The organism is Eoetvoesiella sp. (genome assembly GCF_035555955.1).
Taxonomy (GTDB): domain Bacteria; phylum Pseudomonadota; class Gammaproteobacteria; order Burkholderiales; family Burkholderiaceae_B; genus Eoetvoesia.
This window is the reverse complement of the sequence record NZ_DATMGA010000011.1, coordinates 105076-121095: the sequence shown is the minus strand read 5'-3', so window position 1 is coordinate 121095 and position 16020 is coordinate 105076. Positions and strand designations below refer to the sequence as shown.

Sequence of the window (16020 nt, the reverse complement as noted above, 5' to 3'; positions counted from 1 at the left end):
TGTTTACGCCCACTCCGGGGCCAAGGTAACAGTCAGGCCGTCCAGCTCTTCGGCCATTTTCAGTTGGCACGACAGCCGCGATGCCGGTTTCAGCTCGCAGGCGTCGTCCAGGATTTCCTCTTCGTCTTCTTCGATGGCCGGCAGGCGATCCAGCCACGCATCGTCCACGTAGACGTGACAGGTGGAACAGACGCAGCAGCCGCCGCATTCGGCCTTGATGTCCAGCCCCGCCTCGCGGATGACCTCCATGATCTTCCAGCCCGGCGTCGCTTCCAGCTCGTGCTGCCTGCCCTCGCGGTCTATGACGTTGATCTTCATGCCGCCACCCCCAGCTTGCTGACCAGCGCGGTGGACGTGGTGGTGTATTGGAACAGCACTTTCTGTCCGGGATGGGCGATGCGCTTGGCCTGCTGGGCCATAAGAGCGGCCTCGTGGAAGCCCGACAGAATCAGCTTGAGCTTGCCGGGATACCAGTTGATGTCGCCGATGGCGAAAATGCCGGGCACGCTGGTCTCGAACTTTTCGGTGTCGACCACGATCCGGTTCTCGTGCAGGTTCAGGCCAAAGCCGGCGATCGGCCCCAGCTTCATGGTCAGGCCGTAGAACACCAGCAGGTTGTCGCATTCGTGGTGGATTTCCTCGCCGCCATCGGTGGGCTTGATGCTCACGGCTTCGAGCTGGCCATCGCTGCCGTGCAGGCCGCTGAGATTGCCGGCAATGAACGACAAGCCGCCCGCATCGACCATGCCGAAGGCCTTGTTGACCGAATCTGGCGCAGCCCGGAACTCCTGGCGTCGGTGCATCAAGGTGGTGGATTTGGCCAGCGGCTGCAGGTTCAGCGTCCAGTCCAGCGCCGAATCGCCGCCGCCCACGATCAGCAGTCTCTTGTCGCGGAAGTTCTCCATTTTGCGCACCGCGTAGAACAGCGATTTTCCTTCGAATTCGGCCGCGTTGGGCAGGGTTACCTTCTTGGGCATGAAGCTGCCGCCGCCCGCCGCGATGACGACGACGGGCGCTTCGAACACCTTGCCCCCGTCGGTGCGCAACAGCCAATTGCCGTTTTCCAGCTTTTCGAGCGACTCGACCATTTCGCCGTAGTGGAACTCGGGGTCGAACGGGCGGATCTGCTGCAGCAGCCTGTCGGTCAGTTCCTGGCCGGTGCATGAAGGCGTGCCCGGAATGTCGTAAATGGGTTTTTCGGGGTAGAACTCGGCGCATTGGCCGCCCGGCTTGTCCAGCACGTCCACCACGTGGCACTTGAGATCCAGCAGCCCAAGCTCGAATACCGCAAACAGGCCGCAAGGCCCTGCGCCGACGATCACCACATCCGTTTTGATTGCGTCCATGTTTCCTCCATCCTCAAGGCCGGCAACGGCATCAACCGCTGAAACCGCCTGCCGAAAATCCTATTTAATTTATTTAGTGCTCACTACATTAATGAGTATAGTATACTGACTTGACGCAAGTGAAAAGCTTTTTTTGCTGCAGAGCCGTCCCAAGGTAAAAAGCGCCGCCTTGGGGGGGCAGCAAGCCGGGCAAGCTACGCGCGCGGAAGCGGGCCAGCAAAGGCAAAACCCCGTGGTTGCAAAGGCTTACAGCTGTGCTTTAGACTGAACGCTGATTTTTTTCCCCTTACAGAGAAAACCCATCACATGACAGCCCGAGACGACGAACAGCAAGCATCCGGCATCGCGAGCACGCCCGACATCACCGTCGCCACGGAAAAAAAGCCGCGCCCCCGCTCGGCCAAGACCACGCGGGGCAATATCCTGCGGGCAGCCAAGAAAATCTTCTCCAAGGACGGCTACGACGGCGCGCGCGTCGACAAGATCTCGAAAGCGGCCAAATCGTACGACAGCCTCATTTATTATTATTTCGGCAGCAAGGAAAAGCTGTTCGTCGAAGTGCTGGAAGCCGCCTACAAAGACATCTTCGAGGCCGAGCAAAAACTGCCGCTCGACCTAAGCGACCCGGTCGCCTCGCTGCGGAAAATCGTCGAGTTCCCATTCCGGTATTACCTGGCCAACCCGGAAATCATCGTGCTGCTCGGCACCGAGAACCTGCACAAAGGCAAGCACATCGCCAAGTCCAAGACCGCCGACCAATACGCCAGGCCGGCCATCGCCATTCTCAAGCAGGTCGTCCAGCGCGGCATCGAAATGGGCAAGTTCCGCAACGACGTCGACTGCGAAAAACTGTACATCGCCATGACGTCGCTGGGGTACTTCTACGTTTCCAACCGCTACACCTTCTCGTCCTTCCTGAACACCGACCTCATGGAACAGGGCAATGTGGACGCCTGGGCCGGCTACGTCAGCGATCTGCTGTTGAAATCGGTGCTGAAGTAGCCACACAGCCACCCTTGCGGAAGTTCCACCCAAAAAAATCCCATCGAGTATGACATGAACAGCGCACAAGACCTTGGCGATGTTCATGTGCTACGTCCATACTCTGCCAACACCCATCGCCTCAGCCGACCCAACAGCTTGATCCAGTTGATCTTTATTCGCTAATAAACGAAAATGGCTTCATATCGGATAGAACACTACCTGACAGCTGACGAGCAGAACGATCTCTACTTGAAGTGGCTCAATCGCCTACGCGACCGTCAGGCAAAGGTAGCGGTGATCCGGCGAGTGAACCGGATCGAGCAGGGCAACTTCGGCGACCACAAGTTCTGCCGTGACGGCGTCTGGGAACTGCGTGTCGATGTGGGGCCTGGCTACCGCGTGTACTATGCCCAGGCGGGGCACAGAATCGTGCTGCTGCTATGCGGAGGAGACAAACGCACGCAGAACGCCGACCTCGACCGGGCAGTGGGTTATTGGCAGGACTGGCAACGGAGAGATGACGATGAGAAGCAAAGGACATGACGAGGCAATGGCCGAGCTGTATCGCAGCGACCCGATGCTGGCACTGGATGTGATCAACGGAATACTGGAAGACGGCGATCAGGCGGAACTGCTGTCCGTGCTGCGCCAGCTTGCGCAGGCGTTTGGTGGCGTGCAGGCGGTAGCGGAACAGGCTCGGCTGAATCCGACGCAGCTTTACCGCACCCTTTCACCAAAGGGCAATCCGGCTTTAAATAACTTGACCGCCATCCTCAAAGCGATGGGACTGCGACTGGCGGTGCGACCGATATCCTGGAGCAACAAGTAAAAGGCAGAACCGCTGAACGCTGAGGCGCCGAACCCTAGATGGCCTTGGCCTCCCGCAAGGCCGCGATCGCCGCAGCATCCAGCCCCAGTTCGCCCAATACGGCCTCGGTGTCCTGGCCCAGCGAAGGCGGCCCGGCATCGTAGCTTATGGGCGTGCCCGAAAAGCGCATGGGGCTTGCCACCAGGTCGACGTCGCCATAGCCCTGGGACGGCACACTTACCCGCATCGACCGCGCCTGCACCTGCGGGTCGGCGAATACCCGGTCGATGGTGTTGATGGGCCCGCAGGGAAAACCGCTTTCGATGGCGACCTGGCACCACTGATCCACGGTCTTCAGGCTCATTCTTTCGTGCAGCAGGCCGATCAGCGCCTCGCGGTTCTGAACCCGCAATGCATTGCTGCGGAAGCGTTCGTCCTGCGCCAGGCCTTCGCAGCCGGCGGCGCGGCAAAATGCCGCAAACTGCGTGTCGTTGCCGATGGCCAGCATGACGTGGCCGTCGGCGCAGGCAAAGGGCTGATACGGCACGATGGACGGATGCGCGCTGCCGATGCGCTGGGGAACCAGGCCGCCCAGCACGTAGTTGCTGGCCTGGTTGGCCAGGGCGGCAACCTGCACGTCGAGCAGGGCGATGTCGATGTGCTGCCCCTGCCCCGACTGCGTGCGATGATACAGCGCGGCCAGGATGGCCGATGTCGCATACAGGCCGGTCAGGACGTCCACCACCGCCACGCCCACTTTCTGCGGCCCGCCGCCGGGTGTGGTGTCGGGCTCGCCGGTAATGCTCATGAGCCCGCCCATGGCCTGGACCAGCGCATCGTAGCCGGGACGCTCGGCGTAGGGACCCGTCTGGCCGAAACCGGTAATGGAACAATAAACAAGCCTCGGGTTGACCTTGGAGAGGCTGTCGTAGTCCAGCCCGTATTTCTTCAGTCCCCCGACCTTGTAGTTTTCGACCAGCACATCGGCCTTGCGCACCAGCTCCAGCAATACGGCGCGGCCCTGCTCCACCGTGAAGTCCAGCGTCACCGAGCGCTTGCCACGATTGCAGCAGAAATAATAGGCAGCATCCTTGACGCCTTCGTCCACGCCCTGAACGAAGGGAGGTCCCCAAGTACGGGTATCGTCGCCTTGTCCCGGACGTTCGACCTTGATGACGTCGGCGCCCAGGTCGGCCAGATTCTGCGTCGACCAGGGACCGGCCAAAATGCGCGACAGATCGAGTACCGTCACGCCTTGCAATGCTGCTGCCATGCCTGTGTTTCTCCGGGCTGATTAATGTTCGACCACCGGCACTTCGGTGGCGGGCGGGGTGTTGCGGCTGCGCTGGCAACGCACGATGCCATCGATCATGACCATGCCCACGCCGGGCAGGTCGCCCAGTTGCACGCTTTCCAGCAAATTGGAGCCGGCCGTGTGCTGAGCGCGATCCATGAACACGAAGTCGGCGCTGCGCCCCACCTCGATCAGGCCGCAATCCAGGCCGCGCATGCGGGCGGTGTTGCCCGTGGCGAAACAGAAGGCGATTTCGGCGGGGATGTCGGCCAGGCTGGAGAGCTGCGCCACCATGCGCAGGATGCCCAGCGGCTGAACGCCGGAACCCGCCGGCCCGTCGGTGCCGAGAATGACGCGATGCAGGCACTTGAGCTCGTGTGCGTGGCGGGCAGTGAGAATGGCGATGCGTTCGTTGCCGTTGTGCACCAGCTCGATGCCGCGCGACGAGCGTTCGCACAGTTCGCAAACCTGTTTGTAGGGCAGCGAGGTATGGCCGCCGTTGATGTGGCCGATGATGTCGGAGTCGGCCTCCAGCACCACATCTTTGTCGATGAAGCCCGAACCCGGCACGGACGGACCGCCCGTGTGAATGGTGCTTTGGATGCCGTACTTGCGCGCCCAGGCGACCATCTGGCGGGCTTCGTCGCCGGCCTTGACGCTGCCCAGGCCGATTTCGCCCAGCAGCTTCACGCCCGATTCGGCCAGTTCCTTGAAGTCGGATTCGACCATGCCTTTTTCGATGACCGGCGCGCCGGCATGCACCTTGACACCGCCGGGACGGAAATTGTCGAAGGCGCGCTGCGAGGTAATGGCCAGCGCCTTCAGCCCGAGGATGTCCTTGGGCCGTCCGGGGTAATGCACCTCGCCGGCGGAAATCATGGTGGTGACCCCGCCGTTCAGCGAAGACTCGATCCAGCTGAGCTGGTTCTGGCGCGGCGTCCAGTCGCCCGCCACGGGGTGGACGTGGGAGTCGATCAGCCCGGGGGACACCGCCGTGCCGCGGCAATCGATCACTGTTTTGGCGCCTTCGACGTCGCAATCCTTGTAGCGGCCGACGGCGGCGATGCGGCCGTCGTTGACGACGATGGTGTCGGCGTCGAGGATGGGGTTTTCCATATCGCCGGACAGCATCAGCCCGACGTTCTTGATGACCACTTTGCCCGATTTGGCTTCTTGTACGGATACAGCCATTGCAATCTCCTTTTCAAGCCGGCTTAGCGCAAGCCGTCTTCGCCCTTGATTTCACTTGTCTGCAGGCCGCCCACGCGCGGCAGCGGCCGGCCCGAATCGGTCACCGCCACGGCCACGACGATTTCGTTGGCGCGGGGCGCATCGGAAACCCGCGCCTCGATGGCATCGAAGTGGCTGCGCACGAACGCGGCGTCCTTGTGGCCCAGGGGCACGTCGATGGCCGAGCCCAGGCTGCCCATCTTCTTGGCCGAAGGCACCAGGGCGGCGCCCTTTTCAACCGCCTTGCGCAGAGGCTTGCCCAGCTTGGGATGCAGGATGGCCGCGGCATGCTCCAGCTCGCCGGCCTCGCCCACAATGGCGCCCTTGCCGTAGCTTTCGGCCTGGCCGGGCTGGATGCCCAGGGCCTGCACGCACTTGTCACCCAGCAGGCCGCCCAGCTCTTCGCCGATATCGGAAAGCTCTTCGAGACTTTCGACGTACTTGCCGGCGAAGGGGTTCTCGATGACGGCCATGGCCACCGCGCGCCGCGTGGCGGGTTTTACTTCCTTGTTCATTTCAATGCGGGTCTCGTCGACCACCACAACCAGTTTGCGGATCTTTGCCTTCATGATTTTGTCCTCTCTCTGTTCAAGTTTTTGCGCCGGGCCGCCCGGCCCGCGCTGACCGGTTCAACGCAAGCCGTCGAACTTGCTGATCTGCTCCGGCTTGAGACCGCCGACGCGTTCGTGGATGCGCGCGCCGGTGGACATGGCCAGAATGAAAACCACTTCGTCGGCCGCCGGCGCGCCGGGCACGTAGACTTCGATGGCGTCGAAGTGGCCGCGCACATAGCTGGCCGTAACGTGGGTCAGGGGCACATCCAGCTTCGTGCCGGGCGCCCCGACCTTTTTCGTCGAAGGCACGATGGAAAGCGCGCGGCCCGCCTCCAGGCCTTTCTGGCCGCCGCCCTGGCCCTGCTTGTAGCTGTCCCGGTCGCCCTTCCAGCCCAGCAGTTCGCGCATGGCATAGCCGCCCGGCACGTGCCACAACGCGCCGTGCTCGAGTTCGCCGGCGGCGCCCACGATGGCGCCCTTGCCGTAGCCCTCGATGTCGTCGGCCTGAACCCCCATGGCGGCCACCAGCCTGTGCGCCATTTCCAGGCCCACCGCGTTCAGCTCTTCCATCATGGGCAGGATATTCGGCTCGTAGCGGCCCGCATAGGGGTTCTTGAGCACCGCCGCCACGGCGCCGCGGATCAACGGCTTGCCGGCCACCGGACCGAACTCGTGATAAATCGTCTCCGCCTGCGTAAGAACGGTACGCACCTCGATCAACTCTGACATACGCTTCCTTTTTTGCTCATGATATTCAAACGCTTGCCGCGTCCTGTCCACCTGACAGGAATTTGCGGCTCAATTCATCCAGCCCAACCACGGTCATTGCCCCGCGCAGCGCCAGCACGGCGCCGTGTATCACCCCTTCGCGCAGCAGGGCGCCGGCCCTTGCCGCGCCTTTTTCCAGCGCGGCCCGCACCTCGTTGTACGGCAGGTCGCCCACATCGACGGTCACGGGCAAATCGCCCAGATCGGTGTCGTCCTTGAGGCTGGAGGCCGGCGCCCGCCGCACGGCGGGGTGGTCGCTGTTGACGGCATTGGCGACGATGGTGGCGGCGGCATCGGCCGTTGCCGCGTTCGAGGCAAGCACCGTGACGCTGTCGGCGATTCCCAGGCTGAAGCTGCGACCGCGCCAGCCGCTGGTGGCGATGCCGCGCACCGGCAGCGCCGCATCGATGACGAAACCGCCGTCGAGCTGGAGCTCGTCGGAACCATCGAAACGGGCAAGATCCGTGAACAGGCCCACCTTGTAGCTCTGGCCTGCCGAAAGATGCAGGGCGATGTCTCCGCCATTATTGACATAGGCGCGCTCGACGCCGGCCTCGTTGCGAAAGAAGGCGATGATCTCGTCGGCCACCGCGCCGGCCACCGCTGCCATCGGGGTGATGAACTGGGCGCTGTGCGGCCCGCAGGCTTCGTACATGCGGCGCGCCACCGGCCCCTGCAGGGTATTGGCGCCGCGCACCGGCTGGCGCAATTGCGCCAGTTCGGCCACCAGTTCGGGCAGGATGGCGCCAAAGCGCAGCCAGGCGTTTTCGGTGGCGCGCCGCACGGCGTCGGCGTCGCCGCCGGCCTGGATGATCAGATCGATGGGGCCGTGCTGGAAATGCCAGCGGCCGTCGTCCAGCGCAAGCCGCATCGCGCCCGAAGGCGCGACGACAGGCTCCTGCATGATCGCCACGGCTGCCTCGGCCATGACCGCCTAGGCCAGCATAGGCTTGTTGCCCAGGGGCCATGGGCTGGCCGGGTCGTGCCAGTCGATGATGCGGTGGTGGTGATCGGTCTTCATGATTTCGTCGATCGTGCGCACGTTGTCCATGTGCCCGCCCAGCCGCTCGTAGTCGGCCAGCGCCATGGTGAACTCGATAGGTGCCACGATGGCCGGGGTCGGCACGTAGCCGAAAGAGTTGTCGGGCATGCGCATGACGTCGACCATGACCGTGATGCCGCCGCCGGCCCACACATAGGCCGGCGCCCCGCCGCACGTAACATTGGTCAGCGCCTGCTTGATGGAATTGGTCAGCCAGATGGGGTTTTCGGTAACGCCGGCCCGCAGCGAACCGCCGGCCCCGCCCAGGAACATGACGCTGCAAAGCGATGGCTCGCAGTTCTCGCCGATGCGGTCGACCACTTTGCGCAAGACCTCCGGCATGGGCTTGGGCTGCGGCTGAAGCGCTTCGTCCAGCTCGAAATACTCGGCGTGCTCGCCCGTGGTCGAGGTAATGAGCAGGCGCAAGCCGGGATGCGCCACCTTGGGGTCGAAGCCCTCGATGATGGATAGCGGGTCTGAAATATCGGTGCCGCCCCAGCCATTGCCGGGATTGGCCACCTGGAAGTAGCGGCCCGGCGTGGAACGGCGGCCCTTCATCTTGATGCCCGACGGCACGGTATCCAGGCAGCGGCCGGCCTGGTGCTCGGTGAGCACGCCGGTGATATGGTCGTCCACCACGATGACCTCGTCGACATGGCCGAACCACTGCTTGGCGAAGATGCCGATGGTGGCCGAGCCGCAGCCGACCCGCATGCGCTGCTCTTCCTTGCCGTCCACAATGGGCGCCTTGCCCGCCTGCACCACGAGCTGGGCGCCGCCGTCGATGGTGAGCTCCACGGCCTGCTTGTTGCCCAGGGCCATCATGACGTCGCAGGTGATGCGGCCTTCTTTTTTGCTGCCGCCCGTAAGGTGATGCACACCGCCCAGCGACAGCATTTGCGAGCCGTATTCCGCCGTGGTGACGTGGCCGACGATCTCGCCCTTGTGGCGGATGTTGGACTGCTCCGGCCCCAGGTAGCGGTCGGTGTCGATCTTTACCTTGAAGCTGCAGTAGCTGAATATGCCTTCGGTGACCACGGTCACCATGTCGACGCCGCGCGCCTTGGAGGCCACGATGAAGGGCGCCGGCTTGTAGTCGGGGTAAGTGGTGCCCGACGCTACGCCGCTGACGAACAGCTCGGTATCCGGACCCGCTTCGCTGGTGGCGGCCACTGCCGCTTCGCCAGCCGCCGGCTGGCCGGAAGCGTCTTTGCCGGACAGCCGGCGCATGACGACCACGGGGTCGACGCGGGTAAGCACGCCGTCGACGTTGCCCCAGCGGTCGCAGGCGCCCGTGCGGCCTTCGGTAATCTGGCACAGCACCGGACAGGCGTTGCACTCGACCTTGTTGCTGGCCATGTTGGCGCTGCGCGGCTTGGATTTTTCGAGCACGGTGGGTCCGGCCGAAGTCGGCTCCAGCGAATCGAGATTTTCCATGCTGTGATCCACTTTCGTATGCTCAGTCATCATTGCCGTGCGCTCCTTGCGTATCGTCTTGCTCATGGCGCCGGGGCCGATTCCGACCTCTCGGGAGCCTGGCGTCATTGTGTATTTAATGTAGCGTTTACTAAAAATTGTAGCGGCTACTACATTTATTGCCGATCATAGCCTAAAAGCGCATGGGCGGCAAGAATTTTCAACAGGGTGATGGGGCGCGAAACTCAGGCTCCGCCTTGCGCCAGGCGCGGACGCCCCCGGGGGAGGCGCGTGTCTGGCGCTACTTAACAGATAGCGGCGGCTATCGTGGCTTACCCCTGTGCGTCCAGCCCCTATGCCGGCGCGCCGGTCACGCCCCGGCTGGCGGCGACCAGCCCGGCCAGTTGCTCGACCGTCAGCACCTCGGCGAACAGGGCTTGCATATTGTTCAGCGTGGCGTTGTGCTCGGCATCGGTAAGGGTGGCGTTGCCGTCGGCCATGAAAATGACCTTGTAGTTGCGCTGCGCGGCGTCGCGCGCCGTGGATTCGGAGCAGCAGTTGGTCATGGTGCCGGACACGATGACCGTGTCGATGCCGCGCCGGCGCAGCAGTGCATCGAGCTCGCAAGTGCCCGGGACGAAGGCGCTGAAGCGGGTTTTGTCCACGATTTCATCCCCGGGCCGCACATCCATGCCCGGCCACAGATCGAACCCCTCGCCACCCCGGGTAAAGGCTTTGCGCGAACCCTCCTTGGCCGCGGGACTTGAAATGACGTCGTACCAGAACGACCAGTTCACGGGCTCGTTCTCGTCGTAGGTGTAGCGCAGATAGACGTTCAGCCCACCCGCCTCGCGCACCAGCGCCGACGTCCGGTTGACGTTGTCCACGATTTCGCGGGCCACGGGGATTTCCACCGCCGCGCCCGGAGCCACGAACCCATTCTGCATGTCGATGATCAAATGCGCCGTTTTGGCGGGATCGAGAGTCTCGAGAATGCGCTCGCGCCCCCGATGCGCACGGCTGCGCTCCACGATTTCCGGAGCGAGATTGATGGCGTGCATGGTGATGCCTCCTTACAGATTTCAGGGCCACCCGGCGGATGCTCCTCCGGGCAGGCGTATTTTTCCAAAATGGGAGCCAGCAAGGGCTCAGGACGATTCCAGGGCTTTTGCCAGCGCCGGCTTCGCGTCGCCATGATCGGCCTGCGCGGGGACGCGCCTGGGCTCGCGCCACGATCGCGGCAAAGGTAGCCGCAGCAGCCGGCCGAATATCCCTTCGGGCATGACGACGACCGTCAGGACGAAGAACATGCCCAGCATCAGCAGCCAGTATGGCCCCAGGGCCGACGACAGGAAACTCTCGACGAACCGCACCAGCACCGCCCCCAGGAAGGCCGCCATCAGGACGCCGCGCCCGCCCACGGCCACCCAGACCAGCACCTCGGTCGACAGGGCCGTACCCGTGATGGCCGGCGATACAAAGCCGAACTGGGCCGTGAACAAGGCGCCCGCATAGCCGGCCATGGCGCCGGAAATGGTAAAGGCCAGCACTTTGTAGTCGATGGTCCGATAGCCGAATGAGGCCGTGCGGTCTTCGTTGTTGCGTATGGCCGCCAGCACCGTTCCCAAAGGCGAGCGCTGAACGAACAACGCCGCCAGGTAGATGAGCAGCGCCGAACCCAGCACGACGTAGAAGGTTTCGTTGGTGGACAGCATTTCGTCGCCCACGCGCCAGTTGGCCATCAGGGGCGGAATGCCCAGCAGACCGTCGAAGCCGCCGATGAAATCCGTATGCTGGGCGACGATCTCGACGATCATTGCCGCGCACAGCGTGACGATGGCAAAGAACGCGCCGGACAACCCCCGTCCCACGAAAAGCAGCTTGCCCAGCACATAGGCCAGCAGTGCCGGCCCCGCCGTCGCCAGCAGCAGGCCGACGGTCTGCGACCCGCCGAACCAGGTAAACCTTTCCAGGGTGGTCAGGCCCATCAGATAAGCGCCAAGACCAAAGAAAATCGCCTGGCCGAAACACAATATGCCCACCTGCCCCCATATGAAGGACAGGCTCATGGCAAGTATGCCGAAGGTCAGGTATTGCCCCAACTGGCTGACGCTCCATTCGTCGGCGAACAGGGGCACCAGCATCAGCGCCGCCCACAGCGCCACGGTCAGGGGCCGGCCCATCGATACTCGGCTAGTCATTTCAACGCTTCCTTCCAATCAGGCCTTCAGGCCATATGCGGATTACGACGATGGCAAGCAGGAACACCGCCACCTGTGAGGCCACCTGCGTGTCGACCGACGCGATGACGGTGCCCGTCGTGCCGATCAGGGCCACGCCCAGCACCACGCCCAGCAAATGCGCGATGCCGCCCACCATAATGGAGAGGAAGGCCGGTATCAGGAACCCGCCGCCCATTTGCGGATCCACGCTCATGATGGGCGCCATCACCGCCCCCGCCAGGCCCGCCAGCGCCGCGCCGAAGGCGAACGTCCAGCGGTCCATGCGGCGCGTGTTGAGGCCCAGCGAAGCCGCCATCGGCCGGTTGGCGATGACCCCGCGGATGGCCAGGCCGATATGGGTGCGGTAGAACACCCAGAATGTCGCGAAGCTGATCAGCAGGGCGACACCCATGATGAACAGGCGAAACGAAGGGTAGACCACGCCCAGCACGTGAACAGGCTCGGGCAAGGGATTGACGATGCTTTGCGACGTCGGGCCGAAGACGATCACGATCAGTTGTTTGAGCGCGATGGAGATGCCCCAGGTCGCCAATATGGTGTCGATGAACCGGTGATAGACGTGCCGGATCACCAGTTCCTCGAGAATCAGCCCCACCACCGCCAGCATCAGGGGCGCGATGAGCAGAGTCAGCCAGTACGGCATATGAAGCTGCTGCACGGCCACGACGCTGTAGGCGCCCAGCAGGAAGAACTCGCCGTGCGCCATGTTGATGACGTTCATCAGCCCGAAAATAATGACCAGGCCCAGGCTCACCAGCAACAGGCTGAGCGAATAGCTCAATGTATCGAGCCCCAATTCGACTGCGAAGGTCATACGTATACCTCGATAGGTTTTTGCTTCATACGGACAAATACCGATGAATGGGCGACGGATCGGTGCGCAGCTGCTGCACTTCGGAGGTTTCGTACGCGATGGCGCCGTTCTCCATGAACAGGCAGCGCTGCGCCATGCCCAGCACCAGTTCCATGTTCTGCTCGACCAGCAGGATGGTCAGCCCTTGTTCCCTGGCGATGCGCGCCAGCACTTTGCCGATCTCCTCCACGATGTTCGGCTGTATGCCCTCGGAGGGCTCGTCCAGCAGCAGCAGCCTGGGCTGCCCCACCAGGGCCCGCACAATGGCCAGTTGCTGCTGCTGTCCGCCCGACATGCTGCCGCCGCGCTGCTTGCGCCGCTCATGCAGCACCGGAAACACCTCGAATGCCCAGTCGGGCACCTTCTGCGGCAGGTCGGGCCGGCCCAGCAGGCCCATCAGCAGGTTTTCCTCAACGGTAAAGTCCGAGAATATCTCCCGCCCCTGGGGCACATAGCCCACACCGCGGCGCGCCATCTCGTAGGGCTTGCGGCCCGCGACTTCCTCGTCCGCGAAGTTGATCGAACCTTCCGACACCGGCACATGGCCCATCAGCGCCTTCAGGAAGGTCGTCTTGCCCATGCCGTTGCGCCCCAGCAGGGCAACGACCTCGCCCGGCTCGATGTGCAGCGAAAACCCATCCAGAACCCGGCTGCCGGTCTGATACCCGGCCACAAGATTGCCTACCTTCAACATGCTACGGCCCCTCCCAGATATGCCGCGACGACTTCCGGATCCTTCTGGATCTCCTCCAGGCTGCCTTCCCGCACGACCTTTCCGCGCAGCATGACGACCAGGCGGCATTCCAGCGCCCGCACGAAACTCATGTCGTGCTCGATGACCAGCACGGTCTTGCCGAATTCGGTCTGCAGACGCTTGACCAGCTCGGCCGTTTTCTGGGTCTCGGGCACCGACATGCCGGCCGTGGGTTCATCCAGCAGGATGAGATCGGCGTCGAAGGCCAGCAGCATGGCGATCTCCAGCCATTGTTTTTCGCCATGCGCCAGGGTCTCGACCTTGGCGGTCGCCTTGTGGGCAAGCCCGCACAAGTCCAGCAGCGAAGCCAGCCTGTCGGTGTTCCGGGAAAACAAGGTGCCCAGCAGGCCCGATTTGCGCTGCGACGCCGCCAGCGGCACGATGAGGTTCTCGACCACCGACAGCTCCGGATACACGCCCGGAATCTGGAACTTGCGGGAAATGCCCAAATTGGCGATGCGCCAGGCCGGCAGGCCCGTGACATCGCGCCCGTTCAGCAGTATTTGCCCCTGGTCGGGGCGCAGGCGCCCGGTCACCAGATTGAACAAGGTGGTCTTGCCGCAGCCGTTCGGGCCGATGATGCAATTCACGCTGCCCCGCTCGAGCGACAGCGACAAGTCGTTAAGCACGGTAAGGCCGCCAAACCGCTTTACGATGGACTTAATTTCCAGCATTCTTTCCCCCGGCTGCGCGGCGCTCATGCCTTGGGACACTGCAGCGGCGCCACCACGCGGCCGACGTCCTTGAGCACCACCATGCGCCCGCCCTGCGCCTGGGCGATCAGGATGTTCAGGTCGGCATGGCGGTCGCTGGCTCTAAGCGTTACCTCGCCGTTGCCGGACATCATGCTGTGGCCCACCAGGGCGTCGGTGATGGCTTCCTTGTTGTCGCTGTTGGCGCGCTTGACGGCCTCGACGTAGAAGCGGGTAAGCGTGTAGTGCGCATCCACGGTATTGCTGACGATGGTGTCGGGCCCGTACTTGGCGCGCATCTTGGCCACCAGCTCCCTGGCCTCGGGCTTGTCCAGCGAGGCCGTGAAGTTGCATACGGTAAGAATGCCTTCCGACTCTTCATTGGTCAGGCCGGCCAGGTAGTTTTCGCTGAACCCGAAGAAGGCGATCTTGATCTTGTCTTTCAGGCCAGCGGCGACGAACTGCTTGACGAAGGTGATGGCGTCGGCGCCCACAATGGAAACGACCACCATGTCGGCGCCCGACGAGGCGATCTTGCGGATCGTGCCTATGTAGTCCTTGACCCCCCATGGCGCGTACTCCTCGGCGACTATCTGCGCCCCGCCCTGGCCCGCGATGGCCTTGATGGACTCGTTGATCTTGCGCGGCCAGACATAGTCGCTGCCGATGAGGTAAAGCTTCTTGGAACCGTGCTGCGCCACATAGGGAATGAAGGTGTTCACCCATTGAGCCGGCACCGAGCTGTAGAAAGTAATGTAGCGGCTGCAGGTTCCGCCCTCGTAGTCGGTGGCGTACAGCAGGGGCGTTTTATAACGCTCGACCAGCGGACGGATGGCGTCGCGCTCGGCGCTGGTGACCGGCCCGATGATGGCATTGACCTTGTAGCGGCGTATCAGTTCGTTGGTGCGCTCGACGGCGGTCTTCGGGTCGGTGCGGGTGTCGGCGCGGATGATCTCGAACATGCGCCCTCCCAGCACCCCGCCGGCCGCATTGGCCTCATCCAGCGCCAGGCGCGCAGCATGGCCGCCCTGCTCGCCCAGGGCCTCCAGCCCGCCGGAGAAAGGCTGCAGTATCCCCACCTTTATGGTCGGCGCGGCCGCCCGGGCAAAGCGCGGCAGGCCCGCGAGTCCGGCGGCGGCCATGCCGGCCGAAGCCAACAGCAAAGAACGGCGGCGCGCGGCGTGATCGTCCAGTTTCTCATGTTCCATCGTTGCATTCCTTCAATAGTTGTCTTTCACACAGGAAACAGCAATTTCATGGCCGGCGCGCTTTTTGCGAAGAGCCTTGCCCGCACGCCGGCGCGCATCGGAAGCGCCGCTCAGGCGCACTCCAGAATTTGGATGGGCTGCCGCGCTTCAAGCGCGGCAACGGCGGATGCGGAAGTCGATACGACGCCGAAATGCGTGGCGATGTCGTAAAGGGAGGACTCCTGCTCGCGGGGGCCAGTGGCGGCAACGCAATCCTGCAGGACGATGACGCGATAGCCCAGGAAGAACGCATCGTGCACGGTGGAGCGGACGCAGATGTTGGTGACCACGCCCATGACGACCAAGGTGTCCACGCGCAGGTCCTTCAGCGTGAGATCGAGGTCGGTATTGAAGAAGCCCGAATAGCGGCGCTTGATCACGGTGAAATCCCGCGGGCCCTGTTCCAGCTCGTCCACGATCTGCGAACCCCACTGCCCTTGCATGCAATGCGGCGTGCGCTTCAGGAACTCCCTGTCGCACGCGAGATTCGGCCTGTGCATGTCCACGATGTGCACCACGGGCGAACCGGCGGCACGGGCCGCGCGCATGACCGCGTTTTGCGGGCCATAGAGCTTTTCGGCGCCCGGCAGCACCATGGCGCCGCCGTTCGTACAGAAGTCGTTCAGCATGTCGACGACGAGTACCGCGGTGCTCCCGGGTTCGAGCACGACAGGCTCGTCCCGCGTCTTGTGTTCAGCAAATGATTCGGTCATGTTGTCTCCACCGTCCGTTCAGGCGCATTGTGTCGGTTCTTCTTTTTGCGCAGATTATCACAAGCCAATTAATTTG

At 63.2% G+C, this 16020-nt stretch carries 18 protein-coding genes; 3 read left to right on the top strand and 15 right to left on the bottom strand.

What is annotated here, in order from left to right:
* Positions 1-3 precede the first annotated feature (3 nt).
* Both VNT00_RS02405 and VNT00_RS02400 read right to left on the bottom strand, forming a co-directional pair.
* Positions 4-318 carry a 2Fe-2S iron-sulfur cluster-binding protein gene (locus tag VNT00_RS02405; protein WP_325584125.1) on the bottom strand — a complete coding sequence of 105 codons (315 nt, stop codon included), beginning with the start codon at positions 316-318 and terminating at the stop codon, positions 4-6.
* Positions 315-1346 (bottom strand): NAD(P)/FAD-dependent oxidoreductase, encoded by a 1032-nt coding sequence (locus VNT00_RS02400; protein WP_325584123.1) that lies wholly within the window; start codon positions 1344-1346, stop codon positions 315-317. Before VNT00_RS02400 ends, VNT00_RS02405 begins: the two co-directional genes overlap by 4 nt.
* A 306-nt stretch (positions 1347-1652) precedes the next feature.
* Here VNT00_RS02400 and VNT00_RS02395 point away from each other — a divergent pair, with 306 nt between their 5' ends.
* The 3 genes from VNT00_RS02395 (at position 1653) to VNT00_RS02385 (ending at position 3159) form a co-directional block, all read left to right on the top strand.
* On the top strand, positions 1653-2348 hold the full coding sequence (locus VNT00_RS02395) for a TetR/AcrR family transcriptional regulator (protein WP_325584121.1): 696 nt from the start codon (positions 1653-1655) through the stop codon (positions 2346-2348).
* Between the two features lie 174 nt (positions 2349-2522).
* The gene (locus VNT00_RS02390) at positions 2523-2873 is read left to right on the top strand and encodes a type II toxin-antitoxin system RelE/ParE family toxin (RefSeq protein WP_325584119.1); all 351 of its coding nucleotides are present in this window, start codon (positions 2523-2525) and stop codon (positions 2871-2873) included.
* On the top strand, positions 2854-3159 hold the full coding sequence (locus VNT00_RS02385) for a helix-turn-helix domain-containing transcriptional regulator (protein WP_325584117.1): 306 nt from the start codon (positions 2854-2856) through the stop codon (positions 3157-3159). Before VNT00_RS02390 ends, VNT00_RS02385 begins: the two co-directional genes overlap by 20 nt.
* A gap of 34 nt (positions 3160-3193) precedes the next feature.
* On the opposite strand, the gene VNT00_RS02380 is transcribed toward VNT00_RS02385, so the two are convergent.
* The 13 genes from VNT00_RS02380 to VNT00_RS02320 all read right to left on the bottom strand — a co-directional run bounded on the left by VNT00_RS02380 (position 3194) and on the right by VNT00_RS02320 (position 15944).
* Positions 3194-4411 carry a CaiB/BaiF CoA transferase family protein gene (locus tag VNT00_RS02380; protein WP_325584115.1) on the bottom strand — a complete coding sequence of 406 codons (1218 nt, stop codon included), beginning with the start codon at positions 4409-4411 and terminating at the stop codon, positions 3194-3196.
* A gap of 21 nt (positions 4412-4432) precedes the next feature.
* The gene (locus tag VNT00_RS02375) at positions 4433-5623 is read right to left on the bottom strand and encodes an amidohydrolase family protein (protein WP_325584114.1); all 1191 of its coding nucleotides are present in this window, start codon (positions 5621-5623) and stop codon (positions 4433-4435) included.
* A 23-nt stretch (positions 5624-5646) separates the two neighbouring features.
* Complete coding sequence (locus tag VNT00_RS02370) at positions 5647-6231, bottom strand: amino acid synthesis family protein (RefSeq protein ID WP_325584112.1); 585 nt, start codon at positions 6229-6231, stop codon at positions 5647-5649.
* Positions 6232-6291: 60 nt separating this feature from the next.
* Positions 6292-6936, bottom strand: a complete 645-nt coding sequence (locus VNT00_RS02365) for an amino acid synthesis family protein (protein ID WP_325584244.1) — start codon at positions 6934-6936, stop codon at positions 6292-6294.
* Between the two features lie 34 nt (positions 6937-6970).
* Positions 6971-7912: a UPF0280 family protein gene (locus VNT00_RS02360; protein WP_414650868.1), complete on the bottom strand. Its 942-nt coding sequence runs from the start codon at positions 7910-7912 to the stop codon at positions 6971-6973.
* 6 nt (positions 7913-7918) lie between these two features.
* The gene (locus VNT00_RS02355; protein ID WP_325584240.1) at positions 7919-9493 is read right to left on the bottom strand and encodes a 6-hydroxynicotinate reductase; all 1575 of its coding nucleotides are present in this window, start codon (positions 9491-9493) and stop codon (positions 7919-7921) included.
* Between the two features lie 302 nt (positions 9494-9795).
* On the bottom strand, positions 9796-10503 hold the full coding sequence (locus tag VNT00_RS02350) for a cysteine hydrolase family protein (RefSeq protein WP_325584110.1): 708 nt from the start codon (positions 10501-10503) through the stop codon (positions 9796-9798).
* An 87-nt stretch (positions 10504-10590) separates the two neighbouring features.
* Complete coding sequence (locus tag VNT00_RS02345) at positions 10591-11643, bottom strand: branched-chain amino acid ABC transporter permease (protein ID WP_325584108.1); 1053 nt, start codon at positions 11641-11643, stop codon at positions 10591-10593.
* A gap of 1 nt (position 11644) precedes the next feature.
* On the bottom strand, positions 11645-12499 hold the full coding sequence (locus VNT00_RS02340; RefSeq protein WP_325584106.1) for a branched-chain amino acid ABC transporter permease: 855 nt from the start codon (positions 12497-12499) through the stop codon (positions 11645-11647).
* A gap of 25 nt (positions 12500-12524) precedes the next feature.
* A complete protein-coding gene (locus VNT00_RS02335; protein ID WP_325584104.1) occupies positions 12525-13232 on the bottom strand; it encodes an ABC transporter ATP-binding protein in 708 nt (235 codons plus the stop codon).
* Positions 13226-13966, bottom strand: coding sequence for an ABC transporter ATP-binding protein (locus tag VNT00_RS02330; RefSeq protein ID WP_325584102.1), 741 nt, complete (start codon positions 13964-13966; stop codon positions 13226-13228). Before VNT00_RS02330 ends, VNT00_RS02335 begins: the two co-directional genes overlap by 7 nt.
* Positions 13967-13989: 23 nt before the next feature.
* Positions 13990-15192 carry a substrate-binding protein gene (locus tag VNT00_RS02325; protein ID WP_325584100.1) on the bottom strand — a complete coding sequence of 401 codons (1203 nt, stop codon included), beginning with the start codon at positions 15190-15192 and terminating at the stop codon, positions 13990-13992.
* Positions 15193-15302: 110 nt separating this feature from the next.
* Positions 15303-15944 carry a cysteine hydrolase family protein gene (locus VNT00_RS02320; protein ID WP_325584098.1) on the bottom strand — a complete coding sequence of 214 codons (642 nt, stop codon included), beginning with the start codon at positions 15942-15944 and terminating at the stop codon, positions 15303-15305.
* Positions 15945-16020: the final 76 nt, after the last annotated feature.

Excerpts from the sequence above, each read along its gene's own strand:
- VNT00_RS02405 (WP_325584125.1), bottom strand. The coding sequence starts at position 318 with ATGAAGATCAACGTCATAGACCGCGAGGGCAGGCAGCACGAGCTGGAA.
- VNT00_RS02400 (WP_325584123.1), bottom strand. The coding sequence starts at position 1,346 with ATGGACGCAATCAAAACGGATGTGGTGATCGTCGGCGCAGGGCCTTGC.
- VNT00_RS02395 (WP_325584121.1), top strand. The coding sequence starts at position 1,653 with ATGACAGCCCGAGACGACGAACAGCAAGCATCCGGCATCGCGAGCACG.
- VNT00_RS02390 (WP_325584119.1), top strand. The coding sequence starts at position 2,523 with ATGGCTTCATATCGGATAGAACACTACCTGACAGCTGACGAGCAGAAC.
- VNT00_RS02385 (WP_325584117.1), top strand. The coding sequence starts at position 2,854 with ATGAGAAGCAAAGGACATGACGAGGCAATGGCCGAGCTGTATCGCAGC.
- VNT00_RS02380 (WP_325584115.1), bottom strand. The coding sequence starts at position 4,411 with ATGGCAGCAGCATTGCAAGGCGTGACGGTACTCGATCTGTCGCGCATT.
- VNT00_RS02375 (WP_325584114.1), bottom strand. The coding sequence starts at position 5,623 with ATGGCTGTATCCGTACAAGAAGCCAAATCGGGCAAAGTGGTCATCAAG.
- VNT00_RS02370 (WP_325584112.1), bottom strand. The coding sequence starts at position 6,231 with ATGAAGGCAAAGATCCGCAAACTGGTTGTGGTGGTCGACGAGACCCGC.
- VNT00_RS02360 (WP_414650868.1), bottom strand. The coding sequence starts at position 7,912 with ATGGCCGAGGCAGCCGTGGCGATCATGCAGGAGCCTGTCGTCGCGCCT.
- VNT00_RS02355 (WP_325584240.1), bottom strand. The coding sequence starts at position 9,493 with ATGACTGAGCATACGAAAGTGGATCACAGCATGGAAAATCTCGATTCG.
- VNT00_RS02350 (WP_325584110.1), bottom strand. The coding sequence starts at position 10,503 with ATGCACGCCATCAATCTCGCTCCGGAAATCGTGGAGCGCAGCCGTGCG.
- VNT00_RS02345 (WP_325584108.1), bottom strand. The coding sequence starts at position 11,643 with ATGACTAGCCGAGTATCGATGGGCCGGCCCCTGACCGTGGCGCTGTGG.
- VNT00_RS02340 (WP_325584106.1), bottom strand. The coding sequence starts at position 12,499 with ATGACCTTCGCAGTCGAATTGGGGCTCGATACATTGAGCTATTCGCTC.
- VNT00_RS02335 (WP_325584104.1), bottom strand. The coding sequence starts at position 13,232 with ATGTTGAAGGTAGGCAATCTTGTGGCCGGGTATCAGACCGGCAGCCGG.
- VNT00_RS02330 (WP_325584102.1), bottom strand. The coding sequence starts at position 13,966 with ATGCTGGAAATTAAGTCCATCGTAAAGCGGTTTGGCGGCCTTACCGTG.
- VNT00_RS02325 (WP_325584100.1), bottom strand. The coding sequence starts at position 15,192 with ATGGAACATGAGAAACTGGACGATCACGCCGCGCGCCGCCGTTCTTTG.
- VNT00_RS02320 (WP_325584098.1), bottom strand. The coding sequence starts at position 15,944 with ATGACCGAATCATTTGCTGAACACAAGACGCGGGACGAGCCTGTCGTG.